We start from the raw sequence: 25304 nt of genomic DNA, 5'->3' as shown, positions 1-25304 counted from the left end.
ATGACAAAGGAATAGATTAAGTACTACCTTAGCAAACACAATCCACTACGTTTGTCACGCTGGAAGCGTCTCACCAAGCAAGAGCAACTTTATTGGGATGCTTCCAGCATGACAATGTAATAGATGCTTGCAGCGTGACAAGTAAATGATTAGTGATAATTTATCAAACACAATCTACTCCGTTTGTCAGGATGCAAGCGTCTCACCAAGCAAGAGCAACTTTTTTGGGATGCTTCCAGCATGACAAAATAATGGGAGTAATAAAAGCAATAGTAAGACAGCGACCAAAAAAAATCAGAAAAGAAAACCCCAAAAAAATCCCGATACAACTAAGTCGTATCGGGATTTTTATGATAATAATTACTTGTTGAATTAGTAATTAAACTGTTGTCTGTTATCTTCAATTTTAGCATTTCCTTTTAAAGCTGGAATTACTCTATTAGTTTCAGCCGCTTTTTGACCGTCTAATTTCGCAATGTAAGGTTTGAAATCTTTGATCGCAGGAGCTTTTACAGTGCTTGTGTTTTTCACCACATAAATTCCTGTATTTCCCTCAATAGGTGCCGACATTTTATTTACAGCTAATGCAAATGCATTTCCTACTACCTTTGGCTCAGGACCTACATTTGGCAGCATTACATTTTCCATTGTTAAATCGGCTGCTTGTTGCACCGTTCCACCTACTGCCTTAGCAATAGCTTCAAGAGATGTACCAGTCATTTTTGCTTTAATCATCTCCGCTTTTTTCTTATTTTTAAGAATTTGCTCGACAAAAGGTCTTGCAACTGAAACGGATACTAAACCAGATTTATCAATGCTTTTTACTTTTGCAATAACATGACCTACATTAGCTACTTCAAATCTTTTTACCGATCCTTCTTTAACTCCATCTTCAAATGCCCATCTCACAATGTTTCTCTGTTTTCCTAAAGAACCAAAGTTTTCATCCATTCCTTTAACAGAAACTGCTGGTGGCACTGCAAGTTTGCTCTCTTTTGCTACTTTATTAAAATCTTTATCAGCAGCTTCCATTTCAAATTTAGTTGCTTGTGTAAACATTTTATCAGAAGTGATTTCTGAAGCTTCAATTTTTTGAGCCACAGTTGCAAGGCGAATTCCATCTTGCTTATCAGTAATTTTAATAATATGAAAACCAAAAGGAGTTTCTACTAAACCTACATTCCCTATTCCATTATTAAAAACATAATCGTTGAACGGTTTTACCATTTGGTTTGGACCAAAATATCCTAAATCACCACCTTGTTGAGAAGATGAATCATCAGAAGCGGTAAAAGCTAACATTAAGAAACTATCTGGATTAGCGTTAACCTGTGCAAGAATACTTTCTGCTTTTGCTTTAGCCTCCTCTTTTGTTCTTTTTTCCTTTTTATTAGGAACTTGAGTTCCTTCATAACTAATTAAGATATGACTTGCCTTTGCGTTCACCCCTGACTTCATCCCTAAAGATTTTGAAATACAATAGTAATTTCCAAAAATATAAGGCCCGTAAACCGCGCCTGCAGGAAGACTAAACAATTTGTCAGCATCAACAGCTGGTAAATCTTTCTTGGCAATATAAGTTGAGTCATAAGGAACGTCAGAGTTTGAATTTACAAAATCAATGGCATTACTTGTAGTTCTAAATCCAGCAACTGTATCATTTTTTCCAGTTGCTTGGTTGTAAACCACGCTTCCTGTTAACAATGCATTGATTTTAGATTTGATTTCAGCCTCATCAGATGCTGAAGGTTTGTCTTCAATTAAAACATATTCAAGCTCACGAGACTCATCAGCTTTGAATTTTTTTTCATTTTTTTTCATGTAATCAACAATTTCTGAATCGGTAACTTTTACGTCACTATCCTTAATTGTAGAATATAATCCAGCAACATAAGCAAAGCTCACTTTATCTGCTTCCATTTCATACTTCATTTTACCTTCGCTTTGAGTAGTATAAACTCCAGCTTTGACCATTGTGTTGTACAGCTGAAATTTTGCGTTCAAGTCGGCATCTTTTTCTCTGTCTTTTAGAAATTGAGCTTGCTCTGGATTTGCTTTAAAGTACTCTTTAAATTTATTAACATCAAATATGCCTGCTGCATTTAAAAACAATGGGTTTCCACCAATATTTTGATCCGCTTTTAAAACTTCTAATAAGTGTTTTTCACCAACTCGTAGTCCTAATTTTTCAAATTCCGTTGTTAACAAAGCAATAGAAACCTCTTGCTCCCAAACTCTATTTGCAGCTTCAGTTGAAGTAATCCCTTGACCACTTTTTTCAACATTACTAACTTTTACTCTAAAGTCTTCAAATGGAATATCTTTATCATCGATGCTCCCAACATCTTTTGATGTGCTGTTAAAACCACCACTGTTGAATATATCACCTATGATAAATGCGAATAAACAAAACCCAATAACGAGTATCAGAAGAAGTGAACGTTGTCTAATTTTTTGTAAAAGTGCCATTTTATTGTTGTTAATTTTTATATTCAGTTTGCGAAAATACAATTATCTAATTAATAATTATACTAGTAGCGTTTTATTTTGAAAGATTTTTTACTTTCTTAATAATTATCAGTCTTGGACTGTCATTTTAACTAATTCTATTTTTTTATTTGTAGCTTCTTCAATCACAAAATGATAGATTCCTATTGCAATTAATGCTCCTTTTTGCGGAATCTCTTTTGTGAAATCAACAATAAAGCCGCCAAGAGTTCCATACGAATCCTCTTCTGGGATTTGGAGTTTATAAGTTAGGTTCAAATATTCGACATCCAAACGAGCTGAAAAAAGATAAACTCCGTCGCCAAGTTGTTTTTCAATTAATTCTTCATCAGAATCATGTTCATCTTCAATTTCACCAAATAGTTCTTCTACAATATCTTCAATTGTTATAATTCCTGATGTTCCTCCATATTCATCCAATACTACTGCTACACTTTTACGTTTTTTAGTAAGCAAGTTCATAGCATCTTTTATAAAAATGGTTTGTGGGACAAATTCTACCGAAATAACAATTTCTTTGATGCTGTTGGGTTTTTTAAACATATCAAAAGAGTGAACATACCCTATTATGTCATCAAAGGAGTTTTGGTAAACCACAATTTTAGAATAACCAGTTTCTATAAATAATGTCCGAAGATCTTCAATAGAGTCGAATAAGTCAATGGCAACAATTTCAATTCTAGGCGTCATTACATCTCTAGCTTTGACACCTGAGAATTCTAAAGCATTTTGAAACATTAATATCTCAGAATCAACAGTTTCATTGTCTTCAACAGTACTCATTTGCTCTGTGATGTAATTTCCCAGCTCAATTTTACTAAAAAAAAGAGGTGTGATATCAGCATCTGTCCTAAAAAACTTCTTTAAGATAAAATCAGAAATAGCTACAAAAAAAATGGCGATGAAATAAAAAAGCTTGTAAAAAAAGTAAGCTGGAACTGCGAAAAATTTGATTAAAACATTCGCATAAATTTGAAAAAAAACCTTTGGTAAAAATTCAGCAGTAATCAATATGAGTATTGTCGAAATAAGTATTTGGATCACTATGTTAAATCCTGCTGAAAGCGCAAAACCAAAACCAGCCAACCACTGCATCAAAACCTCGGCCATAAAAAAGCCATAAATCACTAACGAAATTGTATTGCCTATCAACATAGAAACAATAAAATTCGTTGGCTTTTCAGTAAGTTTTGTCAGTATTTTTGAAACAAAATTATCTTGCTTTTTTTCAATTTCAAGATATATTTTATTGGAAGAGACAAAGGCTATCTCCATTCCTGAAAAAAAAGCACTTAGTATTAAACACACTATTATAATGCTAATTTCCATTACTTATAATTTTTTGTTTCTATCTTCAAATTTTTTAGCAAATTTTCTTCTAAAGAAAAACATAAAAACTGCGACACCAGCAATGATAAAACTCAACCAAGGCGTTCCTAAATTTGGGTTGTTTAACTTCGTAAATCCATCGTAAATGAAATAAGCTCCAAAAACGAGATATACATATTGAGTAAATTTTAAATAATTCATAATGTTGTTTTTATTCGGTTGTTTCTATTTCTCCGGTAATTTTTTGTGAATTTATTATTTTAAAATCTTTGCTAAAATCAATTCCTTGTCCATTTGAAATCCCTTTTGGTCCAGTTAATTTAAACCTTCTTTCCGTGAAAAACCATTGGTTTTTTTGGTCAAAATACAGCTGTTCGGTTTCTAATATTTGACCGTCTTCCGTGTAAATTTTCACTTTTCCCTGTAAATCAATTAACGAAGTTTTTTTATACGAGACTGCAAAATTAGATTTTACAAAGGTTTTTTTAGCATTTTTATCATAGAGCGTTACATCAATACCTTTTGGAAATTCTGTAAAAGGATATGCAACACTAGCATAATCAAGCATTTTTGCACTAACCAGCACTGCGGTAATTCGGCCAGAATCAGTATATTTTAAATTAACTAGATCGGCGTCGCTACTAGGAAAAAATTCAGAAATATTGCTTTTTTGAATATTTTTGAAATTACTTTCACACCCAAAAATTAATGTAAAGGCAATACCCGCTAAAATGCATCTTACACTATGTTTATTGAATAAAGTCATACTATTAACCTACTGTGAAGTCTTTGTGACTAATTTTTGTTTAATTGAATTTACGTCTTACAAACCACTGTTCATTAAGCGAAAAACCCACGCTAACATTAGCATAATTTTCTTGAATCAAATTGGCTTTAGTTGTGCCTCTTTGTCCAAATTCAACACCAATATTTACGTTTGAAAATGTACCTGATAATGGCAATCCAAATCCCATTGTTACGGCCAGATCATTGATAGGTTGCGAATTAATCACTAAACCTGTTTGTTCATATCTAAAACCCCCTCTGTATGTAATTCTTTTAGGATAACTGGTAAATGACTTATAATTAGGTATATAATAACCCCCAATACTGAATTTTGAATTTTGCTTATAAGTTACATTATCTAAAGCGTTGTACTTATTACTTAATTCACCTGCTTGCTGAAAAGTGTACCCAACTCCTACTAACCATTTTCTTGCTTCGCCTATACCAGCTGCTGCTGAAATTTTACTAGGTAATTTTAGCTTTTCAACTGTGTTTACTTCTTCTAATACATCGACGATTCCTAGTTCAAAATTTTCGTTATAAACCGCAGTTGCGATATTTCTAGTATTTTTAGAAGTTAGTGAACTTTCAATAGAGTAAGTTAAACTACTAAATAATGATAATTTCTTGTCAATTTTTCTCTGATACATCATACCAAGATTAAAATTTACACCAGATAAATCAGCGTTATTTAGTTCTCTTGTTCCAATAGCGATCCCGCTTATGTATTCAAAATTATTAGTTTCAATTTTACCAAAATCATATTGAACATCAGCTCCCACGCTAAGTTGAGGCGTGATTTTGTACCCCACCCCAAGAAAAGCTTTGTTCAAACCACCTTTACCATTGAAACTTTGATTGTTTTCGGTCAGAGATTCAGTGGGTCTTATTTTATATCCTACAGAAGAAAAGGGAATCAATCCAAAACCCACACCAAATTTGCCCATCGGCAATCCTACTGCTAAATAATCTAAAGTTGTTCTTCTTGCATTTTCTGATTTACTGTCGGCCTTCAAGGTAGTAGTTGCATAAGTGGCACCCAAACTGAAAGTTGATAATTTTAAATTTCCGTAGCTGGCAGGATTTTGTAAATTCATGTGGATACTGTCCTGTTCAATAGCAATTCCTCCCATAGAGCGAAATTCATGTGTGCCTTTAAATCTTACTTCGCCGATTCCGTAAAAAGAATATGGAGATGCTGTTCCTTCCTGAGCAATAGATCCTAAAGATACAAGTAAACAAACGCTTACTATAATTTGTTTAATCATTGTTGATTTTTATATTGAAATGTTTGATTCAAACTTTCAAGCAGAAAATTTGAATTGGCAAATATGGTATTTTTTAATCGTTTAGCCAAAAAAACTGTATCACCCCCCGTTAAAATTATTATAAAGTTTGGATACTTTGTCTTATATTCATTGATAAATCCGTCAATTTCAAAGACCACTCCATTTACCACTCCTGAATGAATAGAGTCAAACGTAGAATTACCTATCAAGGTATTAGGATTTTCTAATTCAAGTATTGGTAGTTTCGCGGTATAAAGGTGTAATGATTCATATCGTAATCGTAATCCTGGTGCAATTGCTCCTCCTAGATAATTATTTTGATCATCAATAAAATCATAAGTTATACATGTTCCTGCATCAATAACTAACCGATTTTGGTATGGGAACTGTAAAACTGCTCCAGCTGCAAGCACCATTCTGTCAATTCCCAAAGTTTTTGGAGTGCTGTATTTATTGTGAAATGGAAAAGGATCATTATTGGAAACAAAGCAGACATTTACCTGTGAATTGAACTCTAAAAAGGATTGTTTTTCGACATCTCCCACTGATGCAACCACTAAATGGGTCACTTTTTCAAATTTATTTAAAATATTTTCAATATTTTTTTGGAGCTCTATTTTCGTGAAAGCAAAAACTTCTAAAAGTATAGCATCCTCAAAAACAGCTGCTTTAATTCTGGAATTACCTACATCGATAACTAAAATCATACTTGGTTTTTTGATGTGGCAAAGGTACGAATTGATTTTTTTAAAAAAATGTTTTGGATATACTAAAAATGATTCTATATTTGCACCCGCATTAGCACGGTACCTTAGCTCAGATGGTAGAGCAATGGACTGAAAATCCATGTGTCCCTGGTTCGATCCCTGGAGGTACCACAAAACCCACTAAGAAATTAGTGGGTTTTTTGTTTTAAAAATAATAAGCCATTTATAAATTGATTTACATACTTCATTTTATTCAGCATTAAAAAGTCACAAGTAAAAACAGCTTATTTACTGAAATGTTGACTCTAAACTTTAATGAAATTTTTTTTACGATTTCCAAAAAATCAGTAGACAAATTTTACAATTATACCTCAAGGTTATAAAAAATTTTCAGGAAACGTAAATAGATTTATCAAATCATATTCAGAATTTTAAAACTAAATAGTATTAAAAAAGCACTACTTCACAATCCTATTTACCCTATTTTTTAGTGTAATATGTTCCAATCAAATATTCAATTTCTGTCAATTATAAGGAGTTACTATTTCATTTGTCCCTATCTTTAGCAATCACGCACATTACTTATGAAAGAAAGAGTAAAAAAAATAGGAGTTGTTATCTTAGGAATAATCATTTTTATTGGAGCATTAAGTTTTGCTGTAAACTTGTGGGTGAATTACCAACTTCCAAAAATAATTTTAGATAAAAACGAAACTCCCTACAACATAAAATACGAGAATGTTAAGATTTCTTTATTTTCGAGGAAAATTACTGCGTCAGGAATTGTCATAACTCCAAAAGAAAGACAAAAAGATAGACTGAGTAAAAATGGAATTTTAGCCTCAATAGAAAATGTTACGGTAGATGATTATAAAATTTTCCCATTACTTCTTAAAAATAAAATAGAAGCTTACCGCATTACTTTTTCTAAACCAAATATCACACTTTTTAAAGACAATGATAAAATAGTTAATTCTAGTAAAAACCTAAGTTCTAAAATCGTAGCTCCCTTTGAACAAATTATAAAAGTAGCTAACGTAAATATTGAAAATGGCAACTTTTCTATTGTTAATATTAAAAATAACAAAACACTTTTTTCGGCGCAGAAAGTAATTGTACAACTAAATGATCTGGCTATTTCTAAAAAAACTTTGGATAACAAAATTCCGTTTTCTTATAAAAGTTATGCTTTGAGCTGTGACAGTTTAATCTACCAAACTGACAAAGCGTATCAAATAAAAGCTACTAAAATCAACACCACCAACTCGGGACTTGAGATGGATAATTTCTCAATGACATCCTTACTTACTCGACGTCAATTTGTAGATCAATCTAAAAAAGAACGCGATTTATATACGCTAAAAGCAGGTAAGATTGCAATTAAAAATATGAATTGGGGATTTAAAGAAGAAATACTTTTTTTTAAAACTAATCAAATTGTGATTGACAAAGCTGACGCCAATATATACAGAAGCAAAATTCCTAAAGACAACCTTTCAATTAAACCGCTTTACAGCAAAATTTTACGCGAATTAAAATTTGATCTACTAATTGACACACTGACCATAAATAATTCGAATTTAGTGTATGAAGAAGAAAAGACTTTCAATAATGGTGCTGGCGTATTAAAGTTTGGATCATTCAATTTACAAGCAACAAACGTTTACAGTGGATATCAAAACAAAAATTTGCCTGATGTTTTGATATCTATAAACTGTAAATTCATGAATAAATCTCCAATGATGGTGAAGTGGCGATTTAATGTAATGGATAAATCAGATGGTTTTAACATAAAAGGTAGCATTAAAAACTTTGAAACAAATCAACTAGCTATTTTTACAAAACCATATTTAAATACCACATTTAAAGGGACTTTTGACCAAGTTTACTTTGATTATAATGGTAACGACAATAATGCAAAAGGAAACTTTGCTTTACGATATCATGACTTAAATATAGAACGGTATCAAAAAAAGAATCGAGATAAAAAAAGCGTTTTAAAAAGCTGGTTAGGAAACTTAGTACTCAAGAACGATTCTGGCGGCAAAATATTAGAAAACGAAATTGAAGTACAACGCATTAAAGAGAAATCATTTTTCAATTTATTTTGGCTTTGTTTTGCAGATGGATTAAAGAAAACCCTTTTATAAAAAAACTTTTCTTTTGTTAGCTTTTGCGGTCCTAATACAACTTTGAAATTACATGTTTTGGCAATTTAATTTTATTCTTTTTAATTCTTTCGTGTAGCATCGGAAAATAAAAAACTGACCAAATCCGCAAAGAAATAGCAAAATTTTATTAATTCTTTTTATTTTTATTTATGCTAGTGCAAAAGATTTTCAAATCATTGCTTGCTTCTAATTTTATAGCTCGCACTTTTTAGTTAAACGTTATAGGAATCTATATTTTCAATAGCAGCACCGAGTCTTTTTTAAATTCAATATGAAATTTTTGAGCAGAAATTACGTCATTGAATTGCTTTGCTCAATATTTTTCGATTTGATTTTTCTTTTACCTCGTGCAGAACATTTTGTGTCGGAATGTGTATCAAAGTTTATTGTAGAAGTGTTTATCAAATGAACCCTGTATAAATAAAATGATTGTATTTTTTCATCGCATAGTGATTTGAAATACCCACCAGCACTGAGAAGTGTTCAAACAATAAATTAAACCAAGAGGGGTTATTCTTTACTTTTTTATATATTTACTCAAAAACCAAACCTGATTTTTATACGATCAAGCAAAGTAAAAACTGTAGCAACTTAAAAAAGCAAAACGCATTCTTAGCCTTAGATCACATTAAAGATCAACTTCAAAATTAACATTATGAGAGAATTTTCAGTACTGCTTTTTTTTATTGCAACATTACATACCTCCTTTGCGCAAACCACAACAGAACCTGTAATTATTACAGACATGTTGAAAATAAAGACTATTAGCAATATAACACTCACTAAAGATGGAACAAAAGCAGCTTTCACAGTAACCTCGATTGTAGCAGATCAAAACAACACACAGGATTACAAGTATAATACTCAAATCTATAGTGCTTCAACAGTAAAAACTGCAGTTCCCGTCCAACTGACTACTTCCAAAGAAGACGCTATTAAACCTGCATGGAGTCCAGATGGAAAGCAACTTGCTTTTACTCGCTCTGTGGCAGACAAATCTCAGATTTTTATTTTATCGATGGACGGAGGAGAACCAATTCAATTAACCAGTTTCAAATATGGCGCAAAAAATCCAAAATGGTCTCCCGATGGTAACAAAATACTGTTTTCGTCAAGTATTTCTTTACAAGAATTGATCAAAGATTCTATTTTAAATAAGCCACACTCCATACCAACTTGGACAATGGAAAAGCCGGGCTTTAACAAAAACGAACATTTGCTACCGAACAACAGCAAACCAAATCCCAACGGTGACTTATCAGAAATAAGAGCTTATTTAGACAAAAATGCAATTGACAAAAAAGCAATTGTTCTCAATAAATTAAACTTCCAAAATGAGTCTTCTATTTCTTCCGAAATGAATTTCAATTATTTCTTTGACATAAATACCACTAAAGATTCCCTACCTCGCTTACTCACGAAAGGATTTTATAATCTTACCGATGCAGAATACACTCCAGATGGGAAACAAATACTTTTCTCTGGTGCCATTGACAGTATCCAAAATCCAGACCGCTCCTTAGAAAGCGCAATCTATTTGGCCGACAGTGATGGCGGTAATTTCAAAATGATTGTAGGAGAAAAAGACAAGAGATACAGCAACGCATCTTTATCGCATTCTGGAAAACTGGTAGCGTTTTTGTCCAGTAACACTTCTTTTGTCTCAGTTCCTAAACTGGCAATAATGCCCATTAATGGAACAGAAAAAGATATGGTAACAATCCCTTTTGATCGTGAGAAATCAAATCTTACTTGGAGTACAAACGACAAATACTTATATTTTACCGCTCAAAGCAATGGAGGAACCACTTTAAACAGAGTCAATATTTCCACAAAAGAAGTAGAAGCGTTATCCAGCACTGAGATTGGCATTACAAGTTATGACATTGTAAACAACACACTTGTATATTCAAAAACAGAGGTACAAAATCCCTCCGAATTATATTTTACCAATTCTGATTTTAAAAAACATAGAAAGGGAAGTAATTTCAACGATTGGGTGTTAAATAAAAAACTATCCATTCCAGAAAAAAATACATTTATTAATGAGTTGGGAATGACAATTGAATATTGGGTAATGAAACCAATTAACTACAAAGAAGGAGAAAAATATCCGTTGCTGCTAGAAATTCATGGCGGACCATCAGCTATGTGGGGACCAGGCCAAGAAAGTATGTGGCATGAATATCAATATTTTTGTAGCAAAGGCTACGGTGTAGTTTACAGCAACCCAAGAGGATCCGGTGGGTATGGTTTAGACTTTTTACGAGGTAACATCAATGATTGGGGTAAAGGCCCTTCAAGTGATGTCCTGACTGCTTTAGATAAAACCGTTGAACAGGGCTGGGCTGATCCCGCAAATCTATTAATAACAGGAGGCTCTTATGCGGGCTATCTTACGGCATGGATTATTAGTCATGACAATCGTTTTAAAGCCGCATGTGCACAACGCGGAGTTTATGATCTTCCAACATTTTTTGGCGAAGGAAATGCATGGAGATTAGTTCCTAATTATTTTGGAGGCTATCCATGGGAACCAAAAGTGAAGGAAATTCTAATAAGAGAATCACCGTCAACCTATGTTGAAAACATAAAGACGCCATTGATTATTTTTCATGGAGGCAATGATCGCCGCACCGGATTCGTTCAAGGCGAAATGATGTTTCGCAGTCTAAAAGTCTTAGGATGCCCAGTTGAATATGTAGTACATCCGGGAGCAACGCACGAAATCACAAGAACTGGTGACAACAGACAACGAATGGATCAGATGTTAAGAACATTTGAATTTTTTGAAAGATATATTGATAAAAATAAAGACAATTAATTCAATTATTTTATTTTACTAAATATCAGTAAATAATTACAGTGGCACAATGATTTAGGCGCGACATCTAATTAAGAAAAACATTCATAGACAAGTAAATCTGAAATTTAAAGAGAAAATCAACCTTGAACCTTCACTCAATAAATGATATTTTATTTAGTAAAAAGTTACAAGTCAAGCGTTTTCTATCATCACAATTCATCTACTTTAGAAGCTGGAAGAAGTAAACGTTTTTTAAAATCTATGCCCTAAATTATTGCACAGAAACTTACAAGTTTATCCACTTGCAACATCTACTACGGCATAATTACAACATAAAAAAAGGAGTGACCAGCTCCTTTTTTAATTTTCAAATTTTTTATCTTCTGGAAAGTAAAATGTATTTTTAATTGAACAGTGAATATGTCTCATTTTTAAAAAATATAGCAACCCTTGTAATGGTTGGCTAATCATCAGCTGCAACAATAACTTACAATTTATTAAATTTGAACTTCTGCCCACCTATTGATGCTTCATACATTAGCCCACCCTTTTGCATGGTAAATACCATAACGCCATCCGCATACTTTACATTCGTTGATGCACCGGCCGTAACAGCTACCGCTGAAGCTTGAGCTGAAAACTCAAATTGACTATTTTTAAAACGCTCCATATCCTTATTTGACTCAAAAAATATTACTTCACGATACGCTTGACCACCTGCCTGAAAACCTATGCTCACTTGCGAAAGTTTTGCCATACCTATCATTTGACCACGCTCATAAACAACCCCGTTGCCAGCAGCGCCTCCTATACCTAAACCAGCCTTACCCACGTTCGGGAAAATCACATACCCAAAAGCATCTTCAAAGAGCTTTTTTAGAAGACCATCAGTTTTAATAAACTCCTCCTTTGCAGTTTTACTGTCAGCAATAATTTTATTTTTCTTGGCCTCCGATTGCCCAAAAACCGGTGCAAAGCTTAGCACACAAACCGCAACTATTACCCAAATACTTTTTAATTTTTTCATATCGATATTTTTAATTGTTACAAAATAATATATGTTAAAATACTTTATTTTGGATCAACAAAAAAAGTAAAATAGCAATACTCAAATATACCATAAATTTTTTGAATCCGATTAAATTGTACTGATAATCAAATACATAGATATTTAAATCCTTCACCGATAATTTTAAATGGAAAAAAGGGAATTAAAAGATATTCTTGTTCTTGATCGCTTTCTTTTTTACCTGCGGTGATAATTACCTCTCAAAACTATCTCTTACTTGCAGTCCAACAACCATCAATTTAATCCTTGAGCACTTCATAAAAGAGATAAACATAGGAAAATATCAATTATTTTACTGTAAAAATGCACCTTTCATAAATTTAAAACGAATTAATTGTATTATTCTCTTTTAGATAATTGCTAAATTGCTATATTTATGCAAAATTAATATATATGGAGCTTTTAATCTGTCCAAAATGCCAAAATGATCGTATTATAAAAAGCGGCGTCATTAATAGTAAACAAAGGTATTTGTGCAAAAAATGTAATTACTTTTTTACGGTAAACAAAATGGGTAAAAAGATAAATGATTACTACGTTACTAAAGCGTTGCAACTTTATTTAGAAGGTTTGAGTTTTCGGGAAATCGAACGAATTATTGGAGTGTCACACGTTACAGTTAGCAACTGGGTTAAATCCTATAATATTAAAAAACCATCACATGCAAATTATCACCCTACCTATAGGATTTTTAACCATTTAGAACTTGTAGAATATATAAAAAACAAGGAATTATTATCAGGTGCCGGAATGATTATCACCGAGCTTGGTGATAAATTTATGCTGATAAAATGGGAGCGTTTTAAAGATTAGCTATAGCAGTTTACACACATATATATCATAATTTTTTTTTAAAATAAAATAATAGAATTTGGCGCTTTATTAACAAACCATTTAATAACCAAATTCTATTTATGAAAAAAATACTTTTTTTAGTGGCAGCACTCTTATTGTCACTAAAAGGATTTTCTCAAGGCTCCACCGATTATGGCTCCGGAATGAAATTCAACTTAAACGACGATGGTTCTAAATTCATGCGTGTGATTGCTTGGAACCAAATTTGGTTTCGCTCTGCCGAAATGAATCCAGGAACAATGATTGGAAATGAAGCTACCTCCACCGCAACCGATATTGGAAACAGGCGTTTGCGTTTTCTCGCTTATGCTCAAATATCTAAAAGGTATATGATTGTGACACACTTTGGAATTAACAATCAAACTTTTATAAATGGAGGAGCTACTGGAACTTCTGGCACTGGCGGATATGGTGCTGGCAAGAAGCCGGGGCTGTTTTTTCATGATGCATGGAACGAATACGCGGTAGTTTTACCAGAAAAAGACAAGAATTTTAGTTTATCCCTCGGTGGCGGATTACACTATTATATGGGATTATCCAGAGAAACAATGGCTTCTACTTTGAATTTCTTAACCATTGATGCCCCTATTTTCAATTGGCCACTAATAGAAAACTCAGATCAATTTGCTAGACAGGTGGGCGTATTTGCTAAAGGAAAATTTGGCAAATTAGAATACCGATTGAGTTACAATAAGCCTTACGCTACAAATTTAACGCCTGCTAATGTAACTGTTGTAAATAATGCTGTAGCTGTTGATAATAGCGGAATTACAAAATGGTCTAAAGCTGGTTATTTTGAATATCAATTTTTAGATCAAGAAGCTAATGTCTTGCCTTATAAAGTAGGTAGTTATTTAGGAACTAAAAAAGTATTCAACATTGGCGCTGGCTTTTACACTGCGCCTGATGCCACTAGATCTTCCGTGAACAACGCTATTAGCAAGCACGATATCAATCTTTTTGCTGCCGATGTTTTTGTTGATTTGCCTATTGGAAAAAAAGAAAATAAAATGGCGATAACGGGATATAGTGTATTATACGATTATGATTTTGGTCCAAATTATTTGCGTAACGTTGGCATTATGAATGTTGGTTCTGTTGATCCAAACTTTACGGGAAATAGAGCACTAGCCGGTGCTGGAAATGCACAACCTACAATTGGATCAGGGAATATTTGGTACACACAAGCCGGTATTTTATTACCTAGCAAAGTAGCCAAACCTAAAGTTCGTATTCAGCCATTTGGAGCATTTACTTATAAAAAATTTGACGCTTTAGAAAAATCAAGTACTCAATTTGATCTTGGAACTAACTTTTTATTGGATGGACAACATGCCAAAATAACAGCACAATATTCAACAAGACCTGTTTACACTTCTCCGTCTACAATTTCAGGATCTTTAGGAGAATTCGTAGTACAACTTCAAATTTATTTATAACTAATTAAAACGATAATTTATGAGTACTAAATCAACAAAAGGAATTTGGAAAGTAATTTCCGCGTCCTCGATGGGCACAATGATTGAATGGTATGACTTCTACATTTTTGGAAGTTTAGCCGTTGTAATTTCAACAAAATTTTTCCCAGCAGATAATCCAACTGCAGCTTTTTTGGCAACACTAGCCACATTTGCCGTTGGTTTTGTAGTTCGTCCATTTGGAGCACTTTTCTTTGGCAGATTAGGAGATATCATTGGAAGAAAATACACTTTCATGGTTACTTTGCTATTGATGGGAGGCGCAACATTTCTTATAGGTTGCATTCCCAGCTACGAAACAATAGGTTTTGTAGCACCTTTATTAGTTTTATTATTAAGAATGCTTCAAGGTCTTGCGCTTGGCGGTGAATATGGGGGCGCTGCAACTTACGTGGCCGAACATGCACCTGTTGGACAGCGCGGATATTGGACTTCTTGGATTCAAACTACTGCTACAGTTGGTTTATTTATCTCTTTGATGGTGATTTTGGCTACCAGAAACGTTCTTACACCAGAACAATTTGATGATTGGGGATGGAGAGTTCCGTTTTGGTTGTCCATTGTAATGGTGGGAGTTTCCTACCTAATAAGAAAAAATATGGATGAATCTCCAGTTTTTGCTAAAGCAAAAAGTGAGGGAAAGACAAGCACGAATCCTTTAAAAGAAAGTTTTGGAAATCGATACAATTTAAAATTTGTATTATTGGCTTTGTTTGGTGCTACTATGGGTCAAGGTGTTGTATGGTACACCGGTCAATTTTACGCGATGAGTTTCCTTAAAACAGTGATGTTTATCGACTCTTCACAAGTAGATACTTTGCTAGGAATTGCATTAATTATTGGTACGCCTTTCTTTGTATTTTTTGGTTGGCTGAGTGACAAAGTAGGTAGAAAATATATCATGATGGGTGGAATGTTACTAGCCATATTACTCTACAGACCTATTTATAAGCAAATGTATGAAACTACATCAGTACAAAATAAAACTGAATTAGTACAAAAAACCACAGTGATAGCTGAGCTAAAGGAAAATAAAAAACAGACAATGGATTCAATCTACACCACTAAAAAGGCATACGTAGATGGAACTACTTTAGAAGAGATAAAAACCGTACATTTAGAGAACGGGGTAGTCATTGTTGTCGATGGTAAACCAAAGGTCGATACAAAAACGACCATCAAAATTAACTCTAGTGATAAATGGGCTTTAGTGTTTTTAGTGTTTATACAAGTAATATTTGTTACGATGGTATATGGTCCTATAGCTGCCTTTTTAGTTGAAATGTTCCCGGTAAAAATTAGATATACATCAATGTCATTACCGTACCACGTTGGAAATGGAATTTTTGGAGGCTTACTTCCTGCCATTTCAACTTATTTTGTTACCAATGCAAAAGATTTGGGCCATCCGGAGTTTTATTTGGAAGGGTTATGGTATCCTATTGTTATTGCAGCAGTCAGTTTTGTAGTTGGAATGGTTTATATTAAAAATAATGATAAAAACGCTCACGAATAAAAAATATCACTATGAATCAATTAAAAAGAATATTAGGAATAGTTTGGATTGCCTTAGCAATAGCGGCAGCTTATTTTTGCGTTTTCGTATTTGGGTTACCAAAATTCTCATCAGGCAAACAAGAAGATTTAGTTTTTGGAATCATTATCCTCTTTATATTGACCCCTTTAATAGTTGCAGGATTAGGAACCTTTGGGTATTATGCCTTAATGGGTGACTATGACGAAAAAAATGATTAATTAAAACTTACACTGTAAACAGTCTCTGTATTTATTTACAGAGATTGTTTATTTTTAATTCTATTTTCACAAGATAAACTATTGTTAGAAAAAAGACAAAATGAAGACCGCTAAAAAGCAAGCCGAATCATACTATGAAGAAAAGACACGAACAAAAGCTAGTAATCCTTTCAATCTTATTATTGATAGCGTTGAATATGCCGCTTTTATTATTATTTGACAGCTCTAAACCACTGTTTGGACTACCTATAATTTATATTTATATCTTCTCAGCATGGTTATTCTCAATCGCTATTTCGTACCTAATCATAAAAAAATATTATGAATAGCATTGGACTATTAGTGATTCTCGCAATCTATTTATCGATTCTATTTTATATTGCCCATTGGTCTGAAAAAAAAAGTCATTCTAAATGGACAAATAATCCTTATGTTTATTCCTTTTCATTGGCCGTTTATTGTACCGCTTGGACGTACTATGGAAGTATAGGTGTGGCTGCAGACTCTGGTTTAGGATATTTACCAATATACGTAGGTCCTATTTTGATTATCCCAGTGTGGATGATTATTCTTAAAAAAATCATTAGAATCTCTAGAGTAAACAAAATTTCAAGTATTGCTGATTTTATTTCTCTTCGATATGGAAATAGTCGATTTCTAGGCGCTTTAGTGACTATTATTTGCATAATTGGCATCTTACCATATATCTCATTACAATTAAAATCAATTTCAGATACCTTCCATATTGTTACTAAAACCCAGTCAAGCGATAATATTTTTGCTGACACTACAACTTATGTTTGCCTCGCATTATCTTTATTCGCCTCTTACTATGGCACTAGATATGTTGATGCATCCGAGAAAAGACGCGGCATCGTTACTGCTGTTGCTATGGAATCTATATTAAAATTAGTTTTCTTCATAATCATAGGAGTCTATGTAACCTATTTTGTATTTGATGGTTTTGATGACATTTATCAAAAAGCGGCTCTATTGAAAGATTTTGACAAAAAAAACTCAATTGGTGGAATTACTAATGCAATTAACTGGTTTTTCCTTTCTATTTTATCCATGTTTGCTATTTTCTTATTGCCCCGACAATTTCATACTGCAATTGTAGAAAACAATAAGGAATCCCATGTGCATACAGCCATCTGGCTTTTTCCACTTTATTTATTGATTTTTAATCTATTTGTATTTCCAATAGCCTGGGGAGGCAATATCCTTTTTGAAGGAAAAAATTTTAACTCTGACACCTATTCCCTACTCATACCTCAACTTTTTAACAACAACACCTTAACGGTTATCGTTTTTCTAGGTGGATTTTCGGCAGCTATTTCAATGATCATTGTTTCGTCTATTGCATTAGCAACCATGTTGAGCAATAATTTATTGATTCCCTATGGTTTCATTGGCGCACTCGAGAATTCCTCTCAGCAAAAAAACAGTAAACGTATTATAAATAGTAGAAAAATAGGAATATTTTCATTGGTAATTTTGGCGTACGTTATATATCGCATTTTTATATTAGATTATTCCTTAGTTTCCATTGGCTTAGTATCTTTTGTGGTTATAGCACAACTTGCACCCGCTTTTTTTGGTGCTATTTTTTGGCGAAGAGGTTCTAAAAAAGGTGCAGTAACAGGAATTATTCTAGGTTTTATTATTTGCTTTTACACACTTTTAATTCCGTATGCGATAGGAATAACGAAATCCACGAGTTTATTCATTCAAAATGGGCCTTGGGAAATTGCATTATTAAAGCCTTTTCAGTTATTTGGTTTGGATTATTTAGACCCAATTCCGCATGCTGTTTTTTGGAGTTTACTTATTAATTTCTTGAGTTACTTTGCGATATCAGTAAGTTTTAAAGGAAATTATCGCGAACGCAATTACGCTGAAATGTATGTAGATATAGATAAATATATCACAAATCACGAAGATGCGTTTATCTGGAAAGGAACTGCTTACATCAGTGATATTCAAAAAGTATTATTACGCTTTTTGGGCGAAGAAAGAACAAAACGTGCATTGACTATTTTTAATCTCAAATACAATATCGATAAAGATGTTACAACTGCCGACGCACGATTTATAAAGTTTGCCGAAAATTTATTAACAGGTCACATTGGTACGGCTTCCGCCAAAATTTTAATATCAAGTGTAGTACAAGAAGACAAAATTAGTCTACCCGAAGTATTGCGAATATTAGAAGAATCGAAAGAAAATATTATTATCAATAGAAAACTAACGGATACCTCTAATGAATTAAAAAAAATATCCGAACAATTAAAAAATGCCAATCAGGAATTAGTCAATAAAGACATTCAAAAAGATGAATTCCTAGATACAGTGACGCATGAATTACGAACTCCGATAACTGCGATACGCGCAGCAAGTGAAATCCTTCATGATGATGACGATATTCCTGAAGAACTGCGCAAACAGTTTTTACAAAATATCATATCTGAATCTGATCGATTGAATCGATTGATTGATAAAATCTTAGATTTAGAAAAATTTGAAACAGGGAAACAAAAAATTTACTTGTCAAAAAACAATATCATAAAAACCATTCAAAAAACTATAGAATCAGTTAATCAACTTGCAAAAAACAAAGGCATTGCGATCGAATTCAAAGATTCAAGTAAAGAAATAAGAGCCTTTTACGATGAAGAACGAATTGTTCAAGTGATTCATAATTTACTTTCTAATGCGATAAAATTCTGTTCAGAAACAGCTGGGAAAATAACAATTTCAATCCTTGAGAATGACACGAATATAGAAGTGAAAATTTACAATAACGGAAAGACAATAAAGATAGAAGATGCTGATGCCATTTTTGATAAATTCTACCAATCCAGAAATCAAAACATAAAAAAACCGATAGGTAGCGGCCTAGGCTTAGCTATTTGTAAACAAATTGTTGAGCACCATAAAGGAAGCATTTGGACAGAAATAAACAAAACCGAAGGTGCCACTTTCATTTTTACTCTACCCAATTATATCACAACTGAAAATAATTAAAACATGAAAAAAATTTTAATTGTAGATGACGAACCTAACATTGTAATGTCGCTTGAATACACATTCAAGAAAAACAATTTTGAGGTTTTTATAGCACGCGATGGGCAGGAAGCATTGGATATTTTACAAAACCAACTTCCAGATATCATTATTCTAGATGTGATGATGCCGATGGTGGATGGTTACGCAACATTAGAACAAATCAAAAAAGAGGAACGACTTAAGCACTGCAAAGTGATTTTCCTATCGGCAAAAAACAAAGAGAAAGATATTGAAAAAGGGCTTTCGTTAGGAGCTAATTTATATGTGACCAAGCCTTTCTCTATTAAAAAATTAGTCGAGCAGGTTCATGAATTATTGCAATAAAAAATTAATACAATGACATATAACGAGATTTATGCAGAAAGTATCGAGCAGTCCGAAAAATTTTGGAAAAAACAGGCTGATGCAATTGAGTGGTACAACAAGCCCGACGTCATTTTATCAAAAGATGAAAATGGTTATCCGCTGTGGTATAAAGACGGAGAGCTAAATGTTTGTTATTTAGCCCTTGACAAGCACATACAAGACGGTTACGGAGATCAAACTGCGATAATTTACGACTCGCCAGTTACGCAAACCGTCAAAAAATACACTTATTCGGAGGTTAAAACGGAAGTTGCAAAACTAGCTGGAGGCATGCTTTCGCTTGGTTTAAAAAAAGGCCACACCGCTGTTATTTATATGCCTATGATTCCGCAGGCGGCATTTGCAATGCTCGCTTGTGCCCGAATTGGCGTAACGCACTCAGTAGTTTTTGGGGGTTTTGCGCCTCATGAATTAGCCATTAGAATTGACGATTGCAAACCCCGCTTGATAATCACAGCTTCGTCAGGAATTGAGGTTGATCGATTGCTTGCCTACAAACCATTAGTGGATGAAGCTATTGCGCTTGCCTCACATACTCCAAAAAAAGTTATTGTTTTTAACAGAAAATTAGGTGCAAGAGTTCCCTTTAAAAAATATGATGTTGATTATGACGCACTAGTTTACGGATCCGAAGAAACAGCTTGTGTTCCTGTAAACACAACACATCCGTTGTATATATTGTACACCTCAGGAACAACTGGAAAACCAAAAGGCGTGGTAAGAGACAGTGGTGGTTGTGCTGTTGCATTAAAATTTTCAATGACACACATATATAATGTGCAACCAGACGATGTTTTTTGGGCTGCTTCGGATGTGGGTTGGGTTGTAGGTCACAGTTTCATTGTTTATGGACCACTAATTAATAGAAATACAACTTTAATTTTTGAAGGAAAACCAATAAAAACACCCGATGCTAGTACATTTTGGAGAATAATCGCGGAGCACAAAGTAAATGCAATGTTCACAGCTCCTACTGCTATCAGAGCTATTAAAAAAGAAGATCCTGAAGGCGAATTTATAAAACAATATGATTTGAGTTCATTGAAAACACAATTCTTAGCAGGGGAACGATGCGATATTGCAACGTTAGAATGGTATCAAAAACACATTCCCGTTCCTGCAATCGATCATTGGTGGCAAACAGAATCAGGCTGGCCCATGATTGCCAATATGATGGGCATTGAACAATTGCCTATTAAACCCGGTTCAGTGGGAAAAGCAGTTTGTGGCTATGATATTAGAATTTTTAGTGAAAACGGAACAGAATTGCCACCTAATGAAGAAGGTTACGTAGTGGTGAAACTACCTCTGCCTCCTGGCGCTTTACTGGATTTATGGGAAGACAATCCGCGATTTAAAGCGGGTTACCTAGATAAATTCCCAGGTTATTATTTCTCTGGAGATGGCGGTTTTAAGGATGACGACAACTATATTTTCATCACCGGAAGAGTAGATGACGTTATTAATGTGGCAGGACATCGTTTATCAACAGCTGAAATGGAAGAGATTGTTTCTTCTCACCCAGTAGTTGCAGAATGCGCGGTGATTGGAATCAATGATGCTTTGAAGGGCCAAATTCCTCTGGCTTTGGTTGTAACCAAATTAAATGCCGAAATGGAGCATTACCAACTGGAACAAGAAATCATAAAACTAGTGAGACAGCAAATAGGTGCAGTGGCTTCATTGCAAAATGTAGTAATTGTAGAACGATTACCAAAAACGCGCTCTGGAAAAATCTTGAGAAAACTTATGCGAAGTATTGCTGACGGAGAAAAATTCCAAATTCCGTCAACAATTGACGACGAGAGCATTGTGGGTGAAATCGATGCTGTGTTACAAAAATACAGCATAGGAATTTACAATAAAAAGAACAATAATTAAAATCATATAGAAAACATGAGTCGGTATAAAATTAATAATTTAGAAGAATACTTTAAAGAATATAAAAAATCAATCCGTGAACCGAAAAAGTTTTGGGACAAAATTGCAGCCGAAAATTTCACTTGGTACCAGCAATGGGACAAAGTTTTAGATTTTAATATGGCAGATGCCAATATTAAATGGTTTACCGAAGCTAAAGTCAATATCACAAAAAATTGCATCGACAGGCATTTAGCCAAAAAAGGAGATAAAACTGCAATAATCTTTGAACCAAATGATCCCAACGAAGAAGCAATTCACATTACATACATCGAATTGCATCAAAAAGTTAGTAAAATGGCTAATGTTTTAATAGAACAAGGCATAAAAAAAGGAGATCGTGTTTGTATTTATTTGCCTATGATTCCTGAACTAGCGATCACTACTTTGGCTTGCGCTCGCATTGGAGCCATACATTCGGTAGTTTTTGCGGGATTTTCTGCTTCTGCAGTAACGGCAAGAATTAACGACAGTGAATGTAAAATGGTAATTACATCAGACGGTGGCTACAGAGGCAACAAAACAATCGATTTGAAAAGCATTGTAGATGAGGCATTATTAAAAAGTCCTTGTGTAGAAAAAGTTCTAGTTGTTAAAAGAACTAATACAAATGTAAATATGAAAGAAGGCCGTGACCAATGGTTGCAGCCGCTTTTAGATGAAGCATCAGACAATAATGTTGCTGAAATAATGGATGCCGAAGATCCTTTATTTATCCTTTACACTTCCGGATCTACTGGAAAACCAAAAGGCATGGTACATACAACAGCAGGATATATGGTTTATACGGCCTATACTTTCAAGAATGTTTTTAATTATGAAGAGAACGATATCTTTTGGTGTACCGCAGATATTGGTTGGATCACAGGACATTCTTATATTTTATACGGCCCGTTATTGAATGGTGCTACAACTGTAATCTTTGAAGGAGTTCCGTCCTATCCTGATTATAGTCGCTTTTGGCAAACAATCGAAAAACATAAAGTCACACAGTTTTATACCGCACCAACAGCTATCCGCGCTTTGGCTAAAGAAAATGTAGCGTATGTTCAAAAATATCCATTATCCTCATTAAAAGTAATAGGCTCTGTTGGAGAACCCATAAATGAGGAAGCGTGGCACTGGTACAATGATCATGTAGGTGGTAAACGTTGTCCGGTGGTTGATACTTGGTGGCAAACCGAAACTGGAGGGATTTTAATTTCCGCTTTGGCTTTTGTAACACCTACAAAACCCACTTATGCTTCATTACCGCTGCCTGGAATTCAACCCGTATTAATGGATGAGAAACGAAATGAAATAGAGGGCAACCAAGTTACTGGAAGTTTATGTATTAAATTTCCATGGCCCGGAATCGCAAGAACGATTTGGGGAGATCATCAACGGTATAAGGAAACTTATTTCTCTGCCTTTCCAGGCAAATACTTCACTGGCGATGGCGCTTTGCGCGATGAAGTAGGTTATTATAGAATTACTGGCCGAGTTGATGATGTGGTGATTGTATCGGGACATAATCTTGGCACAGCTCCTATTGAGGATGCTATAAATGAACATCCTGCAGTAGCAGAATCAGCAATTGTAGGATTTCCGCATGATGTAAAAGGAAATGCTCTTTACGGATTTGTAATTTTAAAAGAAACAGGAGAATATCGAGACAGAGAAAATTTGACCAAGGAAATCAATCAACAAATCTCTAATCATATAGGACCAATTGCTAAACTAGACAAAATTCAATTTGTATCTGGTTTGCCAAAAACAAGGTCTGGAAAAATCATGCGTAGAATTTTACGCAAAATTGCCGAGGGAGATTATTCTAATTTTGGAGATACCTCAACCTTATTAAATCCTGAAATTGTAGATGAAATCAAAGAAGGAAAAATTTAAATGTTGGTTTTAATTGTTGTTAAAAACTGCTTCAAATTTGAAGCAGTTTTTTTTTATAAATATTTTTGCTTTCGCCAAAATCCATTTAAGTTACTAAAGCTATATTTTGCCCTTGATCTTATTCGAATGTATTCCTGCTTTTGATGAAGATGCTAAGCCAGTGGATTACTTCTAAAATTTAAGTCTTAATACCTTCAAGGCAAATGAAGTAAAAACTACGCAATTATTATAACTATATTCTATCTAATACTTAGACAACTCAGCTTTAAGCATAAACTCTTCGGCTTTTTCAACCATATTATAACTTCCGCAGAAAAAAGGAACACGCTGATGCAATTCAGTAGGAATGATTTCCATTATTCTTCCAAAACCATCCGAAGCTTTTCCACCTGCTTGCTCTACAATAAAAGCCATTGGATTACATTCATAAAGTAAGCGTAATTTGCCTTTTGGCGCTTTAGAGCTCGTAGGATAAATATAAATTCCGCCTTTTATCATGTTTCTGTGAATATCAGAAACTAAACTTCCTATATAACGAGAAGTGTACGGCCTATCCTCTTCTTCCGTTTGACAATATTTAATATAATTCTTAACACCTTGTGGAAAATGAACATAATTCCCTTCATTAATTGAATAAATAGGACCATCCTTAGAAAATTGCATATTTGGATGCGATAAATAAAATGTACCAATTGCAGGGTTCAAAGTAAATCCATTCACTCCATGTCCTGTTGTGTACACAATCATAGTTGAAGTTCCATAAATCACATAACCTGCAGCCACTTGGTTGATTCCAGGCTGTAAAAAATCTTCAATGGTAACTGGAGTTCCTATGGGAGTTATTCTTCTGTATACTGAAAAAATAGTTCCGACAGAAACGTTCACATCAATATTTGATGAGCCATCCAGTGGATCCATCAGCACTACGTATTTATTATTGTGACTTTTATCGCTTCCTTCCACGGTAATAAAATCATCATTTTCCTCCGAAGCAATACCACATACAATTTCTCTATTAATCAATGTTTGGATAAAAACTTCATTCGCATAGACATCAAGTTTTTGCTGGTCTTCGCCTTGTATGTTTCGTTCCCCAGCAGCTCCTATAATATCAACTAAACCAGCTTTGTTAACTTTATAATTAACCACCTTGGCAGCAAGTCTAATGGAATTTATAATTCGGGATAATTCGCCTGACGAATATTGAAAAGCATTCTGATTTTCAATGATAAATTCACCTAATGTTTTGTTGCGTTCTTCCATAAAGAAATCGATGTAGTTGAGTTGAAGTCACAAATATCGGTTTTTTTGT

General features: G+C 33.8%; 18 protein-coding genes, 1 tRNA gene and 1 pseudogene. 12 read left to right on the top strand and 8 right to left on the bottom strand.

Translation table 11 applies throughout. The annotated features are described in order from the left end of the window. Nucleotides 1-372: 372 nt before the first annotated feature. The 6 genes from BUB42_RS12625 to BUB42_RS12600 all read right to left on the bottom strand — a co-directional run bounded on the left by BUB42_RS12625 (nt 373) and on the right by BUB42_RS12600 (nt 6619). Nucleotides 373-2469, bottom strand: coding sequence for a peptidylprolyl isomerase (locus BUB42_RS12625; protein ID WP_073020912.1), 2097 nt, complete (start codon nt 2467-2469; stop codon nt 373-375). Nucleotides 2470-2577: 108 nt separating this feature from the next. Further along, the gene (locus BUB42_RS12620) at nt 2578-3837 is read right to left on the bottom strand and encodes a hemolysin family protein (RefSeq protein ID WP_073020909.1); all 1260 of its coding nucleotides are present in this window, start codon (nt 3835-3837) and stop codon (nt 2578-2580) included. Between the two features lie 3 nt (nt 3838-3840). Further along, nucleotides 3841-4038, bottom strand: coding sequence for a hypothetical protein (locus BUB42_RS12615; RefSeq protein ID WP_073020906.1), 198 nt, complete (start codon nt 4036-4038; stop codon nt 3841-3843). Between the two features lie 10 nt (nt 4039-4048). Then, nucleotides 4049-4603: an LPS export ABC transporter periplasmic protein LptC gene (gene lptC / locus BUB42_RS12610; RefSeq protein WP_073020905.1), complete on the bottom strand. Its 555-nt coding sequence runs from the start codon at nt 4601-4603 to the stop codon at nt 4049-4051. Between the two features lie 40 nt (nt 4604-4643). Beyond that, entirely contained in the window at nt 4644-5891 is a 1248-nt protein-coding gene (locus BUB42_RS12605; protein WP_073020903.1) for a BamG family beta-barrel-assembly machinery protein, read from the bottom strand. Further along, on the bottom strand, nt 5888-6619 hold the full coding sequence (locus BUB42_RS12600) for a type III pantothenate kinase (protein WP_073020901.1): 732 nt from the start codon (nt 6617-6619) through the stop codon (nt 5888-5890). The genes BUB42_RS12605 and BUB42_RS12600 overlap by 4 nt, the downstream gene beginning before the upstream one ends. 98 nt (nt 6620-6717) lie before the next feature. Here BUB42_RS12600 and BUB42_RS12595 point away from each other — a divergent pair. The 3 genes from BUB42_RS12595 to BUB42_RS12585 all read left to right on the top strand — a co-directional run bounded on the left by BUB42_RS12595 (nt 6718) and on the right by BUB42_RS12585 (nt 11614). Further along, nucleotides 6718-6790, top strand: a tRNA-Phe gene (locus BUB42_RS12595). A gap of 413 nt (nt 6791-7203) precedes the next feature. Then, nucleotides 7204-8769 (top strand): AsmA family protein, encoded by a 1566-nt coding sequence (locus tag BUB42_RS12590; RefSeq protein WP_073020899.1) that lies wholly within the window; start codon nt 7204-7206, stop codon nt 8767-8769. A gap of 676 nt (nt 8770-9445) precedes the next feature. Further along, nucleotides 9446-11614 (top strand): alpha/beta hydrolase family protein, encoded by a 2169-nt coding sequence (locus BUB42_RS12585; RefSeq protein WP_073020897.1) that lies wholly within the window; start codon nt 9446-9448, stop codon nt 11612-11614. A gap of 469 nt (nt 11615-12083) precedes the next feature. Here the strand turns inward: BUB42_RS12585 and BUB42_RS12580 are convergent, their stop codons facing one another. Beyond that, a complete protein-coding gene (locus BUB42_RS12580; RefSeq protein ID WP_073020895.1) occupies nt 12084-12623 on the bottom strand; it encodes a lipid-binding SYLF domain-containing protein in 540 nt (179 codons plus the stop codon). A gap of 435 nt (nt 12624-13058) precedes the next feature. Between BUB42_RS12580 and BUB42_RS17005 the strand changes: the two are divergent. The 9 genes and pseudogenes from BUB42_RS17005 to acs all read left to right on the top strand — a co-directional run. After that, nucleotides 13059-13154 (top strand): annotated as a pseudogene (locus BUB42_RS17005) (transposase-like zinc-binding domain-containing protein); the annotation flags it as partial. 21 nt (nt 13155-13175) lie between these two features. After that, nucleotides 13176-13478: a terminase gpP N-terminus-related DNA-binding protein gene (locus BUB42_RS12575; RefSeq protein WP_170857234.1), complete on the top strand. Its 303-nt coding sequence runs from the start codon at nt 13176-13178 to the stop codon at nt 13476-13478. A gap of 101 nt (nt 13479-13579) precedes the next feature. Beyond that, nucleotides 13580-14959, top strand: a complete 1380-nt coding sequence (locus BUB42_RS12570; RefSeq protein WP_073020892.1) for a porin — start codon at nt 13580-13582, stop codon at nt 14957-14959. A 19-nt stretch (nt 14960-14978) separates the two neighbouring features. After that, a complete protein-coding gene (locus BUB42_RS12565; RefSeq protein ID WP_073020879.1) occupies nt 14979-16514 on the top strand; it encodes an MFS transporter in 1536 nt (511 codons plus the stop codon). A gap of 11 nt (nt 16515-16525) precedes the next feature. Next, nucleotides 16526-16753 carry a DUF6814 family protein gene (locus tag BUB42_RS12560; RefSeq protein WP_073020877.1) on the top strand — a complete coding sequence of 76 codons (228 nt, stop codon included), beginning with the start codon at nt 16526-16528 and terminating at the stop codon, nt 16751-16753. A gap of 321 nt (nt 16754-17074) precedes the next feature. Continuing rightward, a complete protein-coding gene (locus BUB42_RS12550) occupies nt 17075-19780 on the top strand; it encodes a sensor histidine kinase (RefSeq protein ID WP_073020872.1) in 2706 nt (901 codons plus the stop codon). A gap of 3 nt (nt 19781-19783) precedes the next feature. Next, a complete protein-coding gene (locus BUB42_RS12545) occupies nt 19784-20146 on the top strand; it encodes a response regulator transcription factor (protein ID WP_073020870.1) in 363 nt (120 codons plus the stop codon). A 12-nt stretch (nt 20147-20158) separates the two neighbouring features. Next, complete coding sequence (locus BUB42_RS12540) at nt 20159-22069, top strand: AMP-binding protein (protein WP_073020868.1); 1911 nt, start codon at nt 20159-20161, stop codon at nt 22067-22069. 15 nt (nt 22070-22084) lie between these two features. Then, the gene (gene acs / locus BUB42_RS12535; protein ID WP_073020866.1) at nt 22085-23992 is read left to right on the top strand and encodes an acetate--CoA ligase; all 1908 of its coding nucleotides are present in this window, start codon (nt 22085-22087) and stop codon (nt 23990-23992) included. A gap of 243 nt (nt 23993-24235) precedes the next feature. Here the strand turns inward: acs and fbp are convergent, their stop codons facing one another. Further along, nucleotides 24236-25255 carry a class 1 fructose-bisphosphatase gene (fbp, locus tag BUB42_RS12530; protein ID WP_073020864.1) on the bottom strand — a complete coding sequence of 340 codons (1020 nt, stop codon included), beginning with the start codon at nt 25253-25255 and terminating at the stop codon, nt 24236-24238. Nucleotides 25256-25304 lie beyond the last annotated feature (49 nt).

Origin of the sequence: Flavobacterium micromati, from assembly GCF_900129585.1 — a bacterium.
In the GTDB taxonomy this organism is placed as follows: Bacteria; Bacteroidota; Bacteroidia; order Flavobacteriales; family Flavobacteriaceae; genus Flavobacterium; species Flavobacterium micromati.
The sequence above is the reverse complement of the archived record's forward strand: the minus strand, read 5'-3'. Positions and strand labels throughout refer to the sequence as shown.

What these genes read in the sequence shown, in the direction of transcription:
- BUB42_RS12625 (WP_073020912.1), bottom strand. Translation starts at nt 2,469, where the DNA reads ATGGCACTTTTACAAAAAATTAGACAACGTTCACTTCTTCTGATACTC.
- BUB42_RS12620 (WP_073020909.1), bottom strand. Translation starts at nt 3,837, where the DNA reads ATGGAAATTAGCATTATAATAGTGTGTTTAATACTAAGTGCTTTTTTT.
- BUB42_RS12615 (WP_073020906.1), bottom strand. Translation starts at nt 4,038, where the DNA reads ATGAATTATTTAAAATTTACTCAATATGTATATCTCGTTTTTGGAGCT.
- lptC (WP_073020905.1), bottom strand. Translation starts at nt 4,603, where the DNA reads ATGACTTTATTCAATAAACATAGTGTAAGATGCATTTTAGCGGGTATT.
- BUB42_RS12605 (WP_073020903.1), bottom strand. Translation starts at nt 5,891, where the DNA reads ATGATTAAACAAATTATAGTAAGCGTTTGTTTACTTGTATCTTTAGGA.
- BUB42_RS12600 (WP_073020901.1), bottom strand. Translation starts at nt 6,619, where the DNA reads ATGATTTTAGTTATCGATGTAGGTAATTCCAGAATTAAAGCAGCTGTT.
- BUB42_RS12590 (WP_073020899.1), top strand. Translation starts at nt 7,204, where the DNA reads ATGAAAGAAAGAGTAAAAAAAATAGGAGTTGTTATCTTAGGAATAATC.
- BUB42_RS12585 (WP_073020897.1), top strand. Translation starts at nt 9,446, where the DNA reads ATGAGAGAATTTTCAGTACTGCTTTTTTTTATTGCAACATTACATACC.
- BUB42_RS12580 (WP_073020895.1), bottom strand. Translation starts at nt 12,623, where the DNA reads ATGAAAAAATTAAAAAGTATTTGGGTAATAGTTGCGGTTTGTGTGCTA.
- BUB42_RS12575 (WP_170857234.1), top strand. Translation starts at nt 13,176, where the DNA reads ATGGGTAAAAAGATAAATGATTACTACGTTACTAAAGCGTTGCAACTT.
- BUB42_RS12570 (WP_073020892.1), top strand. Translation starts at nt 13,580, where the DNA reads ATGAAAAAAATACTTTTTTTAGTGGCAGCACTCTTATTGTCACTAAAA.
- BUB42_RS12565 (WP_073020879.1), top strand. Translation starts at nt 14,979, where the DNA reads ATGAGTACTAAATCAACAAAAGGAATTTGGAAAGTAATTTCCGCGTCC.
- BUB42_RS12560 (WP_073020877.1), top strand. Translation starts at nt 16,526, where the DNA reads ATGAATCAATTAAAAAGAATATTAGGAATAGTTTGGATTGCCTTAGCA.
- BUB42_RS12550 (WP_073020872.1), top strand. Translation starts at nt 17,075, where the DNA reads ATGAATAGCATTGGACTATTAGTGATTCTCGCAATCTATTTATCGATT.
- BUB42_RS12545 (WP_073020870.1), top strand. Translation starts at nt 19,784, where the DNA reads ATGAAAAAAATTTTAATTGTAGATGACGAACCTAACATTGTAATGTCG.
- BUB42_RS12540 (WP_073020868.1), top strand. Translation starts at nt 20,159, where the DNA reads ATGACATATAACGAGATTTATGCAGAAAGTATCGAGCAGTCCGAAAAA.
- acs (WP_073020866.1), top strand. Translation starts at nt 22,085, where the DNA reads ATGAGTCGGTATAAAATTAATAATTTAGAAGAATACTTTAAAGAATAT.
- fbp (WP_073020864.1), bottom strand. Translation starts at nt 25,255, where the DNA reads ATGGAAGAACGCAACAAAACATTAGGTGAATTTATCATTGAAAATCAG.